At 67.7% G+C, this 14,734-nt stretch carries 15 protein-coding genes and 1 pseudogene; 9 read left to right on the forward strand and 7 right to left on the reverse strand.

Translation table 11 applies throughout. The features are described 5' to 3' along the window. Positions 1-425, forward strand: a pseudogene (locus ACN675_RS23450) (hypothetical protein); the annotation flags it as partial. Between the two features lie 36 nt (positions 426-461). Beyond that, positions 462-737, forward strand: a complete 276-nt coding sequence (locus ACN675_RS23455; protein ID WP_068165091.1) for an Lrp/AsnC family transcriptional regulator — start codon at positions 462-464, stop codon at positions 735-737. A 9-nt stretch (positions 738-746) separates the two neighbouring features. Here the strand turns inward: ACN675_RS23455 and trpD are convergent, their stop codons facing one another. Further along, positions 747-1,817, reverse strand: a complete 1,071-nt coding sequence (gene trpD / locus ACN675_RS23460; RefSeq protein ID WP_420753122.1) for an anthranilate phosphoribosyltransferase — start codon at positions 1,815-1,817, stop codon at positions 747-749. 66 nt (positions 1,818-1,883) lie between these two features. Next, positions 1,884-2,330 carry a hypothetical protein gene (locus ACN675_RS23465; RefSeq protein ID WP_420753123.1) on the reverse strand — a complete coding sequence of 149 codons (447 nt, stop codon included), beginning with the start codon at positions 2,328-2,330 and terminating at the stop codon, positions 1,884-1,886. A gap of 139 nt (positions 2,331-2,469) precedes the next feature. Between ACN675_RS23465 and ACN675_RS23470 the strand changes: the two genes are divergently transcribed. From ACN675_RS23470 to ACN675_RS23485, 4 genes are all read left to right on the forward strand, one after another. After that, on the forward strand, positions 2,470-3,081 hold the full coding sequence (locus ACN675_RS23470; protein ID WP_420753134.1) for a cytochrome c oxidase subunit 3: 612 nt from the start codon (positions 2,470-2,472) through the stop codon (positions 3,079-3,081). A gap of 64 nt (positions 3,082-3,145) precedes the next feature. Beyond that, positions 3,146-4,018: a c-type cytochrome gene (locus tag ACN675_RS23475; RefSeq protein WP_420753124.1), complete on the forward strand. Its 873-nt coding sequence runs from the start codon at positions 3,146-3,148 to the stop codon at positions 4,016-4,018. Then, positions 4,015-5,142 carry a ubiquinol-cytochrome c reductase iron-sulfur subunit gene (locus tag ACN675_RS23480; protein ID WP_420753125.1) on the forward strand — a complete coding sequence of 376 codons (1,128 nt, stop codon included), beginning with the start codon at positions 4,015-4,017 and terminating at the stop codon, positions 5,140-5,142. Before ACN675_RS23475 ends, ACN675_RS23480 begins: the two co-directional genes overlap by 4 nt. Next, a complete protein-coding gene (locus tag ACN675_RS23485) occupies positions 5,139-6,797 on the forward strand; it encodes a cytochrome b (RefSeq protein ID WP_420753126.1) in 1,659 nt (552 codons plus the stop codon). The genes ACN675_RS23480 and ACN675_RS23485 overlap by 4 nt, the downstream gene beginning before the upstream one ends. Positions 6,798-7,563: 766 nt before the next feature. On the opposite strand, the gene ACN675_RS23490 is transcribed toward ACN675_RS23485, so the two are convergent. Next, positions 7,564-7,980: a cytochrome c oxidase subunit 4 gene (locus ACN675_RS23490; RefSeq protein ID WP_420753127.1), complete on the reverse strand. Its 417-nt coding sequence runs from the start codon at positions 7,978-7,980 to the stop codon at positions 7,564-7,566. Between the two features lie 33 nt (positions 7,981-8,013). Continuing rightward, positions 8,014-9,075 carry a cytochrome c oxidase subunit II gene (locus ACN675_RS23495; protein ID WP_420753128.1) on the reverse strand — a complete coding sequence of 354 codons (1,062 nt, stop codon included), beginning with the start codon at positions 9,073-9,075 and terminating at the stop codon, positions 8,014-8,016. Between the two features lie 306 nt (positions 9,076-9,381). Here ACN675_RS23495 and asnB point away from each other — a divergent pair, with 306 nt between their 5' ends. After that, entirely contained in the window at positions 9,382-11,307 is a 1,926-nt protein-coding gene (gene asnB, locus ACN675_RS23500) for an asparagine synthase (glutamine-hydrolyzing) (protein WP_420753129.1), read from the forward strand. Positions 11,308-11,380: 73 nt separating this feature from the next. Here the strand turns inward: asnB and ACN675_RS23505 are convergent, their stop codons facing one another. Continuing rightward, on the reverse strand, positions 11,381-12,352 hold the full coding sequence (locus ACN675_RS23505) for a carbohydrate kinase family protein (protein ID WP_420753130.1): 972 nt from the start codon (positions 12,350-12,352) through the stop codon (positions 11,381-11,383). Positions 12,353-12,496: 144 nt separating this feature from the next. Further along, positions 12,497-12,847 carry a HesB/IscA family protein gene (locus tag ACN675_RS23510; protein WP_197254061.1) on the reverse strand — a complete coding sequence of 117 codons (351 nt, stop codon included), beginning with the start codon at positions 12,845-12,847 and terminating at the stop codon, positions 12,497-12,499. A 186-nt stretch (positions 12,848-13,033) separates the two neighbouring features. On the opposite strand from ACN675_RS23510, the gene ACN675_RS23515 reads away from it, so the two are divergent. Beyond that, complete coding sequence (locus ACN675_RS23515) at positions 13,034-13,732, forward strand: DUF3043 domain-containing protein (RefSeq protein WP_420753131.1); 699 nt, start codon at positions 13,034-13,036, stop codon at positions 13,730-13,732. Positions 13,733-13,760: 28 nt separating this feature from the next. Here the strand turns inward: ACN675_RS23515 and ACN675_RS23520 are convergent, their stop codons facing one another. Next, entirely contained in the window at positions 13,761-14,021 is a 261-nt protein-coding gene (locus ACN675_RS23520) for a hypothetical protein (RefSeq protein WP_420753132.1), read from the reverse strand. A gap of 69 nt (positions 14,022-14,090) precedes the next feature. Here ACN675_RS23520 and ACN675_RS23525 point away from each other — a divergent pair. Continuing rightward, the coding region (locus tag ACN675_RS23525; protein ID WP_420753133.1) for a nicotinate-nucleotide--dimethylbenzimidazole phosphoribosyltransferase at positions 14,091-14,734 on the forward strand (644 nt) is incomplete at its 3' end.

Genomic DNA, 14,734 nt, shown 5'->3' on the forward strand with positions numbered 1-14,734 from the left:
CCGCGCTCGCCGCCGTCGACGAGTTGATCGCGGCGAAACCGCGTCCGGAGGGCGGGTGGGAGTTCGCCGTGATCCGCTCCGGAAGGCTCGCGTCGGCCGGGGTCGCCGCGCGGCATGTGCCACCGATGCCGGTGGTCGAGGCAATCGCGGCCTCGGCCGAAACGGTGCGGCCGACCGCGGCGCCGCTGCGTGGCGCTCCGGTGGAAGAGATCGGGCTGGTGGCCCGCTGGCTCGACGAGGACGGCATCCGGATCGTCCGGGCCACGCACGGCTGGACGGAACCGGTCCGCGGGGCGGGGGCGTGGATGCACTGGGTGGACAAGGCACGGGACGCCGCCCGGGGCGCCTGGTCGGACACGGCAGACGGAGTCGCCTGGTGGACACGGCAGGCGGGGCCACCGCCGCCGGGGTGCGGCACCTTCTAGGCTGAGCACACCCGCGAGCAAGAGTGAGGAGCGCTCATGATCAACGCCATCGTCCTGATCGACGCCGAGGCCGACCGCATCCAGGAAGCCGCGCAGGCGGTCGCCGACCTGGATGGGGTCGACAAGGTGTACTCCTGCGCCGGCGACGTCGATCTGATCGCCATGGTGCGGGTCCGCGACCACGAGCAGATCGCCGAGGTCGTCACCGGTCGCATCAACAAGGTCGACGGTGTCTCCCGGACCGTCACGCACATTGCGTTCCGGTCGTACTCGAGTTCCGACGTCGAGGCCGGGTTCTCGATCGGCGAATAGCCGCGCGGATCAGCCGGCGGCGCCGAGCCGGGTCGTGGTTTCCGCCCACGTCGCCAGCACGCGCTCGGCACCGCCGCTGTCGACGGCGGCAGCGGCCTCTTCGAGCCCTGCCGCGAGCGCATCCTCGAGCGAACCTTCCACTCCGCGGTAGGCCGCGATCGCCGCGGCCGCGTTGAGCAGGACCGCGTCGCGGACCGGACCGGTCTTCCCGGCGAGCATCGCGCGGGCGATCGCCGCGTTCTCGACGGCGTCGCCACCGCGCAGCGCCTCGAGGGGCACCCGGGCGATGCCCAGGGCCGTCGGATCGAGCGTCTGCGTGCGCACCGTGCCCTCGTGCACGATGCGCACGGTCGAGGTCGTGGACAGGGTCAGTTCGTCGAGCCCGTCGTCGCCGCGCACCACGAGCGCCGAATTCCCGCGTGCCGCGAGCACCCCGGCGATCGTGTCGAGCAAGCCCGGGAACGCGCACCCGATCAGTCCGGCCCGGGGCTGCGCCGGATTGGTCAGTGGGCCGAGCACGTTGAACACGGTCGGAATGCCGATCTCCTTGCGGGTCGGACCGGCGAAACGCAGCGCGGGGTGGAACACCGGCGCGAAGCAGAACCCGATCCCCGCCTCGACGATCGACTGCGCGACCTGTTCCGGGCCGAGCGTGATGTGCACACCGAGCGCCTCGAGCACATCGGCGCCCCCGCTCTTCGACGAGGCCGCGCGGTTGCCGTGCTTCACCACGCGGATGCCGGTCGCCGCGACGACCAGCGACGCCATCGTGGAGATGTTCACCGTGTTCGCCCGGTCACCGCCGGTGCCGACGATGTCGACGGCGTCGTCGTCGACCGGCACGAGGCGTGCGTGCCCGAGCATCGAGTCGGACAGCCCGAGAACTTCCTCGGGGGTCTCACCCTTCATCTTCAGGGCGACACCGAACGCGGCGATCTGCGCGGAGGTCGCGTTGTCGGACATGATCTCGTCCATCGCCCACTGCGCCTCGGACCTGGTGAGGTCACGGCCGGAGGTCAATGCGCCGAGTACAGCGGGCCAGCTCTGGGCCACCTCGTCCGACGGTCGTCCCGCGTTCATCGCACCCACCTTCGCCGCACCTCGCTCCGTTGCCGGGCACCGTCCGCGCCCCTTTCCGCTGGGAGCTTAGTCAGCTGCGGAATGGGGCTGCAGCGCGTCCCATCCCGTGGCGGTTCCGCCGAGGCGCTGTGCCAGCCCCGCCATCCGCGACTTCTCCTGTGCGCAGTGCATCGCGTCGAGGATCTGCACCCGCTGCAGGACGAACCCGGTGCGGCCGTTCGTGGGGGGGTGCACGGGGGCGCCCTTCACGTACCCGTCCTGGCCGGCGAGCTCGACGGCACGGTCCACGGCGTCGGCGGGGAGTTCGAGATGATGCCGGAGCACGGCTTCGTCGCTTTCGACCCAGCGCGGCGTGGTCGCGGCTCCGCGCTCGAGGGCACCGGAACACGACTCGGCGTCGTCGAAGGACGACACCACCACGACCAGGTCCGTCCGCGCCGGATCCAGGGGCGGTCGGCGTCCCCCGGTCAGTGCTTGCCGGAGACGTTCCCAGATCCCTGTGACACCGCTCATGCACACCACGATCGCACGGTCGGTGGCCGGGGGCACATCCCGGTCGCTGCACCGCCAGGACCAGGCGATTACCTGCAAAGACGCGCCGAATTCCGCCCCGATTGCCCAAGACTTACTACGACGGGTCATACTAGCCAGCGTGACGAGCGCAGTAGGGACTTCAGGAACTGCAATCACCCAGCGCGTGCACTCGCTGAACCGGCCCAACCTGGTCAGCGTCGGCACCATTGTGTGGTTGTCCAGTGAGCTCATGTTTTTCGCAGGGCTCTTCGCCATGTACTTCGTGGCACGGGCTCAGGCCCACGGTGATTGGCCGCCGGCCCCCACCCACTTGAACCTGTTGCTGGCGGTGCCGGTGACGCTGGTGCTGATCGCGTCTTCCTTCACGTGTCAGCTGGGTGTGTTCGCAGCCGAGCGCGGTGACGTGTTCGGGCTCCGCCGGTGGTACGTCGTGACCCTCGCAATGGGCACGTTCTTCGTGCTCGGCCAGGGCTACGAGTACATCAACCTGGTCAACGAAGGCACTTCCATCTCGAGCAGCGTGTACGGCTCGGTGTTCTACATGACCACCGGCTTCCACGGCCTGCACGTGATCGGCGGCCTGGTCGCCTTCGTGTTCCTCCTGGTCCGCACCCGGGTCAGCAAGTTCACTCCGGCACAGGCCACCGCGGCGATCGTCGTGTCCTACTACTGGCACTTCGTCGACATCGTGTGGATCGCCCTGTTTGCCACGATTTATTTCATCCGTTAGCCAGCTGTACGCCCAGGCAGCCCCCTGACGTCCAGTCCGTCCCGACATACAAAAAGGGATACAGATGAGTTCATCCCCACCTCTCACACCCGAGGGTGACATGCCCGGTCAGTCCGAGGCAGCATCCGCTGCCCGGTCCCGTCGTCAGCGGAAGTTCCGTCGTCGCCTCACCGGCGCGCTGGTGCTCGCGCTCGGCCTGTTCAGCGCCGGCTTCCTGGCCTCCGCGCTGACCCCTGCCCCGCAGGTGGCGACGGCGAACGAGGACCAGGTCGCGTTGATCCGCAAGGGTCAGCAGCTCTACGAGACCTCCTGCGTCACGTGCCACGGCGTCAACCTGCAGGGTGTCGAGGACCGCGGTCCGTCGCTGATCGGCGTCGGTGAGGCCGCCGTCTACTTCCAGGTTTCCTCCGGCCGTATGCCGGCATCGCGCAACGAGGCCCAGGCCCTGCGCAAGGAACCGAAGTTCGACGCCGCGCAGACCGACGCGATCGGTGCGTACATCCAGGCCAACGGCGGCGGCCCGACCGTCATCCGCGACGAGAACGGCGAGATCGCCCAGTCCTCGCTGCGCGGCGACGACGTGGCCCGCGGTAGTGAGCTGTTCCGCCAGAACTGCGCTTCGTGCCACAACTTCACCGGTCGCGGTGGCGCACTGTCGTCCGGCAAGTTCGCGCCGGCCCTCGATCCGGCGAGCGAGCAGCAGATCTACACCGCGATGCTCACCGGCCCGCAGAACATGCCGAAGTTCTCGGATCGTCAGCTCACGCTCGACGAGAAGCAGGACATCATCGCGTACGTCAAGGCGTCCAGCGAGACGGCGAACCCCGGCGGTTACGGTCTGGGCGGGTTCGGCCCCGGTACCGAGGGCCCTGCCATGTGGGTTGTCGGCATCGTCGCGGTCGTCGGCGCTGCACTGTGGATCGGAGCAAGGTCATGAGTGGCGACGAAACGCCCAACAAGCACTCGATCGAGAACCTCGATCAGATGAGCCGCGACGACCTCGTCGCACTGGGAACGAACCTCGACGGTGTCGATGTCGCGTTCCGCAAGGAGCGGTGGCCCGTCGAAGGCACCCGTGCGGAGAAGCGCGCCGAGCGCAACGTCGCGTTCTGGTTCGCCCTCGCCGGTCTGTCGGCCCTCGCGTTCATCGCCATCTACCTCTTCTGGCCGTGGGAGTACCAGAGCCCGGGCGAGGAGAACTACACCTTCTTCAACCTGTACACGCCGCTGCTCGGCCTGACTCTCGGTCTGGCGATCCTCGGTGTGGGCGTGGGTGCGGTGCAGTTCACCAAGAAGTTCATCCCCGAGGAGGTGTCGATCCAGGATCGACACGACGGCCCGTCGAAGGAGGTCGATCGCAAGACGATCGTCGCCGAGCTGGCCGACTCCCTCGACACGTCGACGCTGCCCCGCCGCAAGCTGATCAAGCGCACGGCGATCTTCGGTGGCGGCGCCCTGGGCGTGGGCCTGATCATGCCGCTCGGTGGCCTGATCAAGAACCCGTGGGCGCAGGGTGACGAGTCCCCGCTGTGGGTGTCGGGTTGGACCCCCCGCTACGAGGGCGAGACCATCTACCTGCGTCGCGACACCGGTCGCCCCAACGACATCGTGCTGGTGCGTCCCGAGGACCTCGACGCCGGCGGCATGGAGACGGTCTTCCCGTTCCGTGAGTCGGATCGCGGCGACGAGCACGCGCTGCTCGACGGTCTGCGCGGCATCCGCAACGCCGTCATGCTGATCCGTCTGCGCACGGAGGACGCCGAACGCGCCATCAAGCGCAAGGGTCAGGAGAGCTTCAACTACGGCGACTACTTCGCCTTCTCGAAGATCTGCACCCACCTCGGCTGCCCGACGTCGCTCTACGAGCAGCAGACCAACCGCATTCTGTGCCCGTGCCACCAGTCGCAGTTCAATGCCCTGGAGTACGGAAAGCCGGTGTTCGGACCTGCCGCTCGCGCTCTGCCGCAGCTGCCCATTACAGTGAACGAAGAGGGTTTCCTCGTCGCCAACGGTGACTTCATCGAAGCCCTCGGCCCGGCATTTTGGGAGCGTCGCCCGTGAGTACCGCAACCCCGACCCGCGCCGCAGAGATCGGCGAGAATCTCGACTCTCGCTACCACCTGTCGGCCGGTATCCGTCGCCAGATCAACAAGGTCTTCCCCACGCACTGGTCCTTCCTGCTGGGTGAGATCGCGCTGTACAGCTTCGTCATCCTGTTGATCTCGGGTGTCTTCCTCACCCTGTTCTTCGACCCGTCGATGGCCCACGTGACCTACGACGGCGTGTACACCCCGTTGCGTGGCGTGGGCATGTCCCGGGCCTACGAGACTGCCCTGAACATCTCCTTCGAGGTGCGCGGCGGTCTGTTCGTCCGGCAGGTCCATCACTGGGCAGCGCTGATGTTCGCGGCGTCGATCATCGTCCACATGGCGCGCATCTTCTTCACCGGTGCGTTCCGTCGCCCGCGTGAGGCCAACTGGGTGATCGGCTCGCTGCTGCTCATCCTGGCGATGTTCGAAGGCTTCTTCGGGTACTCCCTGCCCGACGACCTGCTGTCCGGCACCGGCCTCCGGGCCGCGTTCTCCGGCATCACGCTGAGTATCCCGATCATCGGTACGTGGATGCACTGGGCGATCTTCGGCGGTGACTTCCCCGGCGACCTGATCATCCCGCGCTTCTACGTCCTGCACGTGCTGCTCATCCCGGCCATCATCCTGGCCCTGATCGCCGCGCACCTCGCGCTGGTCTGGTACCAGAAGCACACGCAGTTCCCCGGCCCGGCCCGCACCGAGCAGAACGTCGTCGGCGTTCGCATCCTGCCCGTCTTCGCGGTCAAGTCCGGCGCGTTCTTCGCGATGACGTTCGCGGTGCTGGCTCTGATGAGCGGTCTGTTCCAGATCAACCCGATCTGGAACATCGGCCCGTACAACCCGTCGCAGGTGTCGGCAGGTTCGCAGCCCGACTTCTACATGATGTGGACCGACGGTCTGGCCCGTACGTGGCCGGCCTGGGAGCTGTACCTGTTCGGCCGCTACACGATTCCTGCCGTGTTCTGGGTCGCGGTGATCATGGGTCTGGTCTTCGTCCTGATGACGGTCTACCCGTGGATCGAGAAGCGTCTCACCAAGGACGACGCGCACCACAACCTGCTGCAGCGTCCGCGCGACGTTCCGGTTCGTACCGGTATCGGCGCAATGGCGATCACGTTCTACCTGGTGCTCACCCTGATGTGCATCAACGACCTCATCGCGTACAAGTTCGACATCTCGATCAACGCGACGACGTGGATGGGCCGCATCGGCATGGTGATCCTGCCGCCGCTCGCCTACTACATCGCGTACCGGTTCTGCCTGGGCCTGCAGCGCAGCGACCGCCAGGTGCTCGAGCACGGCATCGAGACGGGCATCGTCCGTCGCCTGCCGCACGGTGAGTACATCGAGATCCACCAGCCGCTCGGCCCGGTGGACGAGCACGGCCACCCGATTCCGCTGGAATACCAGGGTGCCCCGGTGCCGAAGCGCATGAACCGCCTCGGCAGCGCCGGCAAGCCCGGCGCCGGCAGCTTCCTCTCCCCCGATCCGGTGGACGAGGCGGCAGCGCTCGAAGCGGCCCACCATGAGGCCGAGATCGAGCAGCGGACGGTCCTGCGGGACTACCAGAACCGCGTGCACAGCCTCGAGGCAGGCAGCGGCGACGGCGACGGCCAGGCGCACTGACGTCCGACAGTTCCGGAACACACGGGTGTGGCCCCGAACCGACAAGGTTCGGGGCCACACCCGTTTCTGTAGGGCCCTTCTCCCCCGTCGCAACCGCGCTGATTCGCTCCCGCCGAGCCGGTAGACAGCCGCGCGCTGTCGGCAGCCCGCGACTGTCTGCTGGCTCGGCGGATCGAATCGGCTCCCATGCCCGGGGTTTTCACACTCGTCGAAATGCCCGTCGTGTTCGCGATGCAGGTGGCCGTCGTGCGCGTAGTCGACGTGGTCGCCGTGCGGAACCACTACATGCCCACGGCCTTCACCGTGGACGTGGCCGTGATCGGTGTGTTTCCGGGTGGCCGCTCATCGCAGGATTCCTCCAGCGGGCTGCACCGGACGTGTTCGTCCGGTGTCGCACCGCGGAGACGACGGCGAGATCGTTCGGGACGCGATCACCGCGCGACGCCGGCATATCCGAGCCTTTCGGCGGGGGCGGCACCCGACCACCGCGACGAGGAGAACGAGCCGCACAGGCCCGCTGAGGGCGTCCTGGAGGCGGGTTGGCAGAGGAAAGGGTCCGGTTCTGGGACGAAGAGCTCCTGGCGGACCGTCTCGCCCTCGTCGGTCGGGGGCCCGGTGGCGCGGTGGAACGGATCTTTCCCGGAACCGTCCCCTATTACGCTCGCATCGATTTACCCGGGTGGACGGACGGAGCGCAGGAACACCCGAAACGGCGACGGGCGCCGCACCCGAAGGTGCGGCGCCCGTCGCGCGGATTCGTTCTGCGTCAGTGCTTCTCGGGTCCGAGGTGGTACTCGAACACCAGGCCCGCCGCGGCGGCGAGGATCAGGGCGACCGCCACCACGATCATCCAGGGGTGGAAGAACGCCAGGGCGACGGCGGCGAAGGCCGCGGCACCCGCGAGCAGGATCGGCCAGTAGCTACCGGCGCTGAAGAAACCGAGGTCGCCGGCACCGTCACTGATCTCGGCGTCCTCGTAGTCCTCCGGGCGGGTGTCGAGACGACGCGCCACGAACCGGAAGTAGGTGCCAATGATCAGGGTCAGGCCTGCCGAGAGCACGATCGCGGTGAGGCCCGCCCACTCGATGCCCGTGCGGGACAGGCCGGTGAACGTTCCGTACACGATGGCGACGAGCACGAAGAACACCGTCACGACCTCGAAGAGCTTGGCTTCGATCTTCATATCAGCACTTGTCCTTGTCGATGATGGGTTCGGTCACTCGCCGGCGACGCCGCTGGCCGAACGGTCGGTGCGGTCGGTCTTGAACGGGGACGTGGTGGTCGCGACGGGCGACTCGCCGATCGCTTCGAGGGCCTCGGCGTTGCTCAGGCCCTGACCGCCCTCGGCGGCCGGCTTGCGAAGCTCGATGTACTGCGCGAACTTCTCCGGCGACACCGCGCGGACCTCGAAGTTCATCATCGCGTGGTAGGTACCGCACATCTCGGCGCAGCGGCCGACGAACGCGCCTTCACGCTCGATCTCGGTGATCTGGAAGACCGGATCGGAGTTGTTCTCGCGCGGGTTCGGGTTCACGTCGCGCTTGAACAGGAACTCGGGAACCCAGAAGGCGTGGATCACGTCGGACGAGGCGAGCTCGAACTCGATGCGCTTGCCGGTCGGGAGAACCAGGACCGGGATCTCGTTGCTGGTGCCGATCGTTTCGATCTTGTCGTAGTGCAGGTACGAGAGGTCCTCGACCGGGTTGCCGTGGATCGGCGGAACCACCGCGTGCTCGTCACCCTCGGCGGCAACGTGCTCGGGCTGAGCCACGGCCTCCTGCGCCTCGTAGTCGATGCCGTCGTACTTGGCCGTGCCGTCACCGAGATCGACAGTGCGGTAACCGAACTTCCAGTTCCACTGGTAGCCGGTCACGTCGACGACGACGTTCGGGTTGTCTTCCTTCTCCAGGACGTAGTTCTGGACCACGACGGTGAAGTAGAAGAGCACACACACGGCCACGAACGGAACGGCCGTGTAGACCAGCTCGAGGGGCACGTTGTACGCCGTCTGCCGCGGGAACTCGGGGGAGTTCTTCTTCTTGCGGTGGAAGATGACCACCCAGAAGGTCAGACCCCACACCAAAATGCCCATGACGAGGGCGGCGACAACCGACCACGTCCAAAGCTCACGCATACGGTCGGCCTCGGGAGTCACGCCCTCCGGCCAGCCGAAACGAAGGACTTCTTCGCTGGAGCACCCGGTCAACATCATGGCTGCAATGCCAAGAGATGCTGCGAGTCCGAACCGCCGAAGGATCCGACCTTGCGCCACGTTCACGCCTTCCTGATCGCCGCAATTCCATTAGGGCAACCCCGGAGGGCAGGCCCAATTACTACGCAGCGTAGACCAAACCGGCGCGCTATCCACCCTCGGGGCGCGCACAACGTGTCGATCCTGAGACATTGCCTCGTCGCAGGACGCCGTGTCGCCGGGTGACAGGCGACGTCACGGCGACTTTCCGGGTATGCGCGCTCCGCTCGATTTCCCGCACTGCGGCATACTCCACATGACGAACGTCGGCCCTCGCGGGAAAGTTCCCGATGGGTCCGGCACTCCCCTACTGGAATCGAGGTAACGGACGCCGTGTGCGGATTGCTCGGGCTACTGACCACTGACGGCACCAGCGACGACGCCGTCGCGCTGGTCGACTCCGCCATGCACTGTCTGCGGCATCGCGGGCCGGACGAGCACGGCACCTGGAACGACGACGACCTGATCTTCGGATTCAACCGCCTGTCGATCATCGACATCGCACATTCGCACCAGCCGCTGCGCTGGGGACCGCAGGACCAGCCCGACCGGTACGCCCTGACCTTCAACGGCGAGATCTACAACTACCTGGAGTTGCGCAAGGAACTCGCCGAGGAACACGGCGCCGTCTTCGCGACGGAAGGCGACAGCGAGACGATCGTCGCGGCGTTCCATCACTGGGGTGCGGACGCGGTGCGTCGCCTGCGCGGCATGTTCGCGTTCGCCGTCTGGGACACCCACACGCGGGAGCTGTTCCTGGCCCGCGACCCGTTCGGCATCAAGCCGCTGTTCCTGGCGACCGGTTCGGGCGGGACCGCGTTCGGCAGCGAGAAGAAGAGCCTGCTCGAGCTCGCCGGGGCGATCGGCATCGGCACCGACCTCGATCCGCGGGCGATCGAGCACTACACCGTGTTGCAGTACGTTCCCGAACCGGAGACGCTGCACCGGCAGATCCGTCGCCTCGAGTCCGGCTGCTACGCGCGGGTCCGGCCCGGTGGCGAACCGGAGATCACCCGGTACTTCGAGCCGCGCTTCCCGGTTCGGCCGTTCGCCGCCGGACGCGAACAGGATCGGTACCGCGAGATCGCCGAGGCGCTCGAGGATTCGGTCGCCAAGCACATGCGTGCCGACGTGACCGTCGGGTCGTTCCTGTCCGGCGGCATCGACTCGACGGCGATCGCGGCGCTGGCCAAGCGGCACAACCCGGACCTCATCACGTTCACCGCCGGTTTCGAGCGGGAGGGCTACTCCGAGGTCGACGTGGCCGCCGAGTCGGCCGCCGCGATCGGTGCACGCCACATCGTGCGGGTGGTCTCCCCCGCCGAGTTCGCCGCGGCGATCCCCGAGATCGTCTGGTACCTCGACGACCCGGTCGCCGATCCGGCGCTGGTGCCGTTGTGGTTCATCGCCAAGGAAGCCCGCAAGCACGTCAAGGTGGTGCTGTCCGGCGAGGGCGCCGACGAGCTGTTCGGCGGTTACACGATCTACCGCGAGCCCATTTCGCTCAAGCCGTTCGAGTACCTTCCGGCAGGGCTGCGGCGTGCCGTCGGCAAGCTGTCCGAGCGCATCCCCGAGGGCACGCGCGGCAAGTCGCTGCTGCATCGCGGCTCGATGCCGCTCGAGGAGCGGTACTACGGCAATGCGCGCAGCTTCAACGACGCGCAGCTGCGGTCGGTGCTGCGCGATTTCCGCCCCGAATGGACCCATCAGGACGTCACGGCGCCGATCTACGCGCGCTCGGCCGGATGGGATCCTGTGGCCCGCATGCAGCACCTGGACCTGTTCACGTGGCTGCGCGGTGACATCCTCGTCAAGGCCGACAAGATGACGATGGCGAATTCGCTGGAGTTGCGCGTCCCGTTCCTCGATCCCGAGGTGTTCCGGGTGGCCTCGCAGATCCCGCTCGGGCAGAAGATCACGAAGCAGACGAGCAAGTACGCGCTGCGGCAGGCGCTGGAGGGAATCGTTCCGCCGCACGTGCTGCACCGCGCGAAGCTGGGCTTCCCGGTGCCGCTGCGGCACTGGCTGGCCGGCACCGAGCTGTTCGACTGGGCGCACCAGCAGATCGCCGAGTCCGGCACCGACCACATCTTCGACAAGGCCGCGGTCGCGCGGATGCTGAACGAGCACCGCGACGGGGTGTCCGATCACAGCCGTCGCCTGTGGACGATCCTGTGCTTCATGGTGTGGCACGGCATCTTCGTCGAGAAGCGGATCGTGCCGGAGATCCAGGAACCGGTCTACCCGGTCAGCCTGTAGGCGCTGACGCGCCCGTGTGCCTTTCCGGCGGCTCCCACCGCCGGAAAGGCACACGGGCGGCGAAGCCGCACCGCTACGGCAGCAGCGCGCCGATCTCGTCGGCAGCGACCTCGCCGTACGCGTCGGTCAGGCGCTTGAGGGCGTCGGCGCGGTCGAACGTCCACTCCTGGGTACCGGTGGTCTCGAGCACGTAGACGGCGACGAGGCAGCCCAGCTGGGCGGCGCGTTCGAGGCTCAGGCCGCCACGGTGACCGAGCAGGAAGCCGGCGCGGAAGGCGTCGCCGACACCGGTGGGGTCGACCTTCGCGCGCTCGGGCACGACGCCCACACGGACCCAGTTGCCGTCCGCGTCGACGATCTCGACGCCGTCGCCGCCGAGAGTGGTGACCCGCAGCCCGACCTGAGCGCGGATCTCGTCCTCGGTGAGGCCGGTCTTCTGCTGCAGCAGACCCCACTCGTACTGGTTGGTGAACAGGTACGCCGCGCCGTCGATCAGCCGGGCGGCCTCGTCACCGCTGAGGCGGGCGAGCTGCTGGGAGGGATCGGCCGCGAACGCCACGCCCAGTTCCCGGCACTCGTCGGTGTGACGTGCCATCGCCTCGGGATCGTTGGCGCCGATCAGCACCAGGTCGACGCCGTGCGTCTCGACGACCTCGGCGAGGGAAATGTTGCGGGCTTCGGACATCGCACCCGGGTAGAACGAGGCGATCTGCGCCATGTCCTCGTCCGTGGTGCACACGAAACGGGCGGTGTGCGCGGTGGTCGACACCAGTACCGACTCGCAGTTCACGCCGTTGGACTCGAGCCAGGCCCGGTACTCGGCGAAATCCGCGCCGACCGCGCCGACGAGCACCGGGTCACCGCCGAACACGCCCATGGCGTACGCGATGTTCCCGCCGACACCGCCCCTGCGGACGACGAGGTCGTCGACGAGGAAGCTCAGCGAGATGTGGTTGAGCTGGTCTGCGAGGAGTTGCTCGGCGAATCGACCGGGGAATCGCATGAGGTGGTCGGTCGCGATGGAGCCGGTCACGGCAATGGTCACGGTGCTGTGCCTTTCGACGGGTGCAGAAGTGCGGGCCTCACCAGGGCACGGGGGTCACGGCGAGGTCGGGAAAGCCGGGCTCACACGCTACCCGCAGACGACAGGGCCCCGACACCTCCGGTGCCGGGGCCCTGTCGAGCGGACTCAGTTGAACGAATCGCCGCACGCGCACGAGCCGGTGGCGTTCGGGTTGTCGATGGTGAAGCCCTGCTTCTCGATGGTGTCGACGAAGTCGATCGACGCACCTTCGACGTAGGGGGCGCTCATGCGGTCGACTGCGAGCGTGACGCCGCCGAAGTCCACAGTGAGATCACCGTCGAGAGTCCGGTCGTCGAAGAACAGCTGGTACCGGAGTCCGGCGCAGCCGCCGGGCTGCACTGCGATCCGCAGCGCGAGGTCGTCGCGGCCCTCCTGATCGAGAAGAGCCTTCGCCTTGGCGGAGGCGGCCTCGGTCATGATGACGCCGTGAGTGGCGGTCTCGTCCTGCACAGTCATGGGCGCTCCCTGGTGGTTCGTGTCAAGCAGTCGTTGCTGGAGGTCGTATCGAGACGACCCCGATGAGTCAACGGTACCGCGCGTACATCTATTCCTCACCCACTGCGGGACGTTGTCTCCGTCTCTCTACCGACCGAGACCTGGGGTGATTTCCCCACGTGTCCGGATATCCCATAGCCTGGAGAGGTGAAGTTGCTACGCCGCGGGAGTTCCGACGAATCCGACAGCCACGACTCTGCGTCGTCCGGCAGCGCCGACGTCGCCGCGTCCGAGGTCACGCCTGCACAGTCCGGCACCCCGGTGTCCGGTGGCAAGGAGACCGCGGGCAAGGGACGGCCGACGCCCAAGCGCCGCGAAGCCGAGGGCCGTCGCCGCGGCCCGGTGGCGCCCGCGCCGCTGACGGCGAAGGAGGCGCGCGAACGCAAGAAGGCCGCGCGGAAGTCCATGTCGAAGGACGAGCGCAAGGCTCAGGCCGCCGAACGCCGCGCCGCCGCCTCCGAGCGACGGAACCGGATGCTGGCGGGTGAGGAGAAGTATCTGCTCCCCCGCGACCGCGGTCCCGTCCGCGCGTACGTGCGCGACCTCGTCGACAGCCGCCGCAACCTCGTGGGCATGTTCATGCCGCTGGCGCTGGTGCTCATCGCCACCATGTTCCTGGGCCCGGTCATCCAGCAGTACGTCACGCTCGCGATGTTCGTGATGATGCTGCTGATGGTCATCGAGGGCATCTACCTCGGCCGGATGATCAACAAGAAGGTGCGGGCCCGCTTCCCCGAAGCGACCGAGGGCGGTTTCGGTCTCGGGTGGTATGCCTTCGTGCGCGCCTCGCAGATCCGCAAGCTGCGTGCACCCCTGCCGCGGGTCAAGCCCGGCGACGCGGTCTGACGGGCCGCCACCGTCCGACGTTCGGGATTCAGTGGTGGGGCGCACCGCGCGCCGCCATCACGAACCGCTCTTCTCCGGCCACAGGTTCCTCCGATTTCCGGGGGTCCTGTGGCCGGAAGTGGTTGAAGCGCAGCCAGGCCTTGCGCGCCCATCGGGCGGCCCCGTTGCTGCGGGCGGCCGGTTCGGTTCCGAACGCCACGACGAGCATGAACACGACTATCACGGCGAATTCGAACATGGTCCGATCCTGCGCTCGCGTCACCACCGCCGACAGTGGCAGATATGACATCTACCGTCGAATTCCTGCCAAACCTGCGGTTGGTAGCGTCTACCCCGATCACTCCTCGAAAGGTGCACTGTGAGCAGCGAACCCGCGCCGACCTCTCCCGGCCTCGACGCCACCTTCCCTCCCGTCGTCAGCCCGGATCGGGAGGTCCGTCGACGCGCCGACGCCCGCCAGCTCGCACTCACCAAGCCCGCCGGCTCGCTCGGTCGACTCGAGGACCTCGGCTGCTGGATCGCCTCCTGCCAGGGTGAAGTCCCGCCGCACCCCTTCCGGCGACCCCGCGTGGTGGTCTTCGCCGGCGACCACGGCATCACCCGCCACGGCGTCTCGGCGTATCCGGCGGAGGTCACCGCGCAGATGGTCGCGAACTTCGTCGCCGGTGGCGCCGCCGTGAACATCCTCGCGACCGTTGCCGGCGCCGGGGTGCGGGTCGTCGACATCGCCGTCGACTCCGACACGGACCCGTCGGTGTCGGAGTACAAGATCCGCCGGTCCAGCGGCTCCATCGACCGCGAGGACGCGCTCACCGAGGACGAGACGATCCGGGCGATCGCCGCGGGCCGGGCGATCGCGGACCGGGAGATCGACGAGGGTGCCGACCTGCTCATCGCCGGTGACATGGGCATCGGCAACACCACTCCCGCGACCGTGCTCATCGCGACGCTCACCAACACCGAACCGGTGGCCACGGTCGGCCGCGGCACCGGCATCGACGA

This window comes from Rhodococcus sp. O3, assembly GCF_048897285.1.
Classification (GTDB): domain Bacteria; phylum Actinomycetota; class Actinomycetes; order Mycobacteriales; family Mycobacteriaceae; genus Rhodococcus.

What these genes read in the sequence shown, in the direction of transcription:
- ACN675_RS23455 (WP_068165091.1), top strand. Translation starts at nt 462, where the DNA reads ATGATCAACGCCATCGTCCTGATCGACGCCGAGGCCGACCGCATCCAG.
- trpD (WP_420753122.1), bottom strand. Translation starts at nt 1,817, where the DNA reads ATGAACGCGGGACGACCGTCGGACGAGGTGGCCCAGAGCTGGCCCGCT.
- ACN675_RS23465 (WP_420753123.1), bottom strand. Translation starts at nt 2,330, where the DNA reads ATGAGCGGTGTCACAGGGATCTGGGAACGTCTCCGGCAAGCACTGACC.
- ACN675_RS23475 (WP_420753124.1), top strand. Translation starts at nt 3,146, where the DNA reads ATGAGTTCATCCCCACCTCTCACACCCGAGGGTGACATGCCCGGTCAG.
- ACN675_RS23480 (WP_420753125.1), top strand. Translation starts at nt 4,015, where the DNA reads ATGAGTGGCGACGAAACGCCCAACAAGCACTCGATCGAGAACCTCGAT.
- ACN675_RS23490 (WP_420753127.1), bottom strand. Translation starts at nt 7,980, where the DNA reads ATGAAGATCGAAGCCAAGCTCTTCGAGGTCGTGACGGTGTTCTTCGTG.
- ACN675_RS23510 (WP_197254061.1), bottom strand. Translation starts at nt 12,847, where the DNA reads ATGACTGTGCAGGACGAGACCGCCACTCACGGCGTCATCATGACCGAG.
- ACN675_RS23520 (WP_420753132.1), bottom strand. Translation starts at nt 14,021, where the DNA reads ATGTCATATCTGCCACTGTCGGCGGTGGTGACGCGAGCGCAGGATCGG.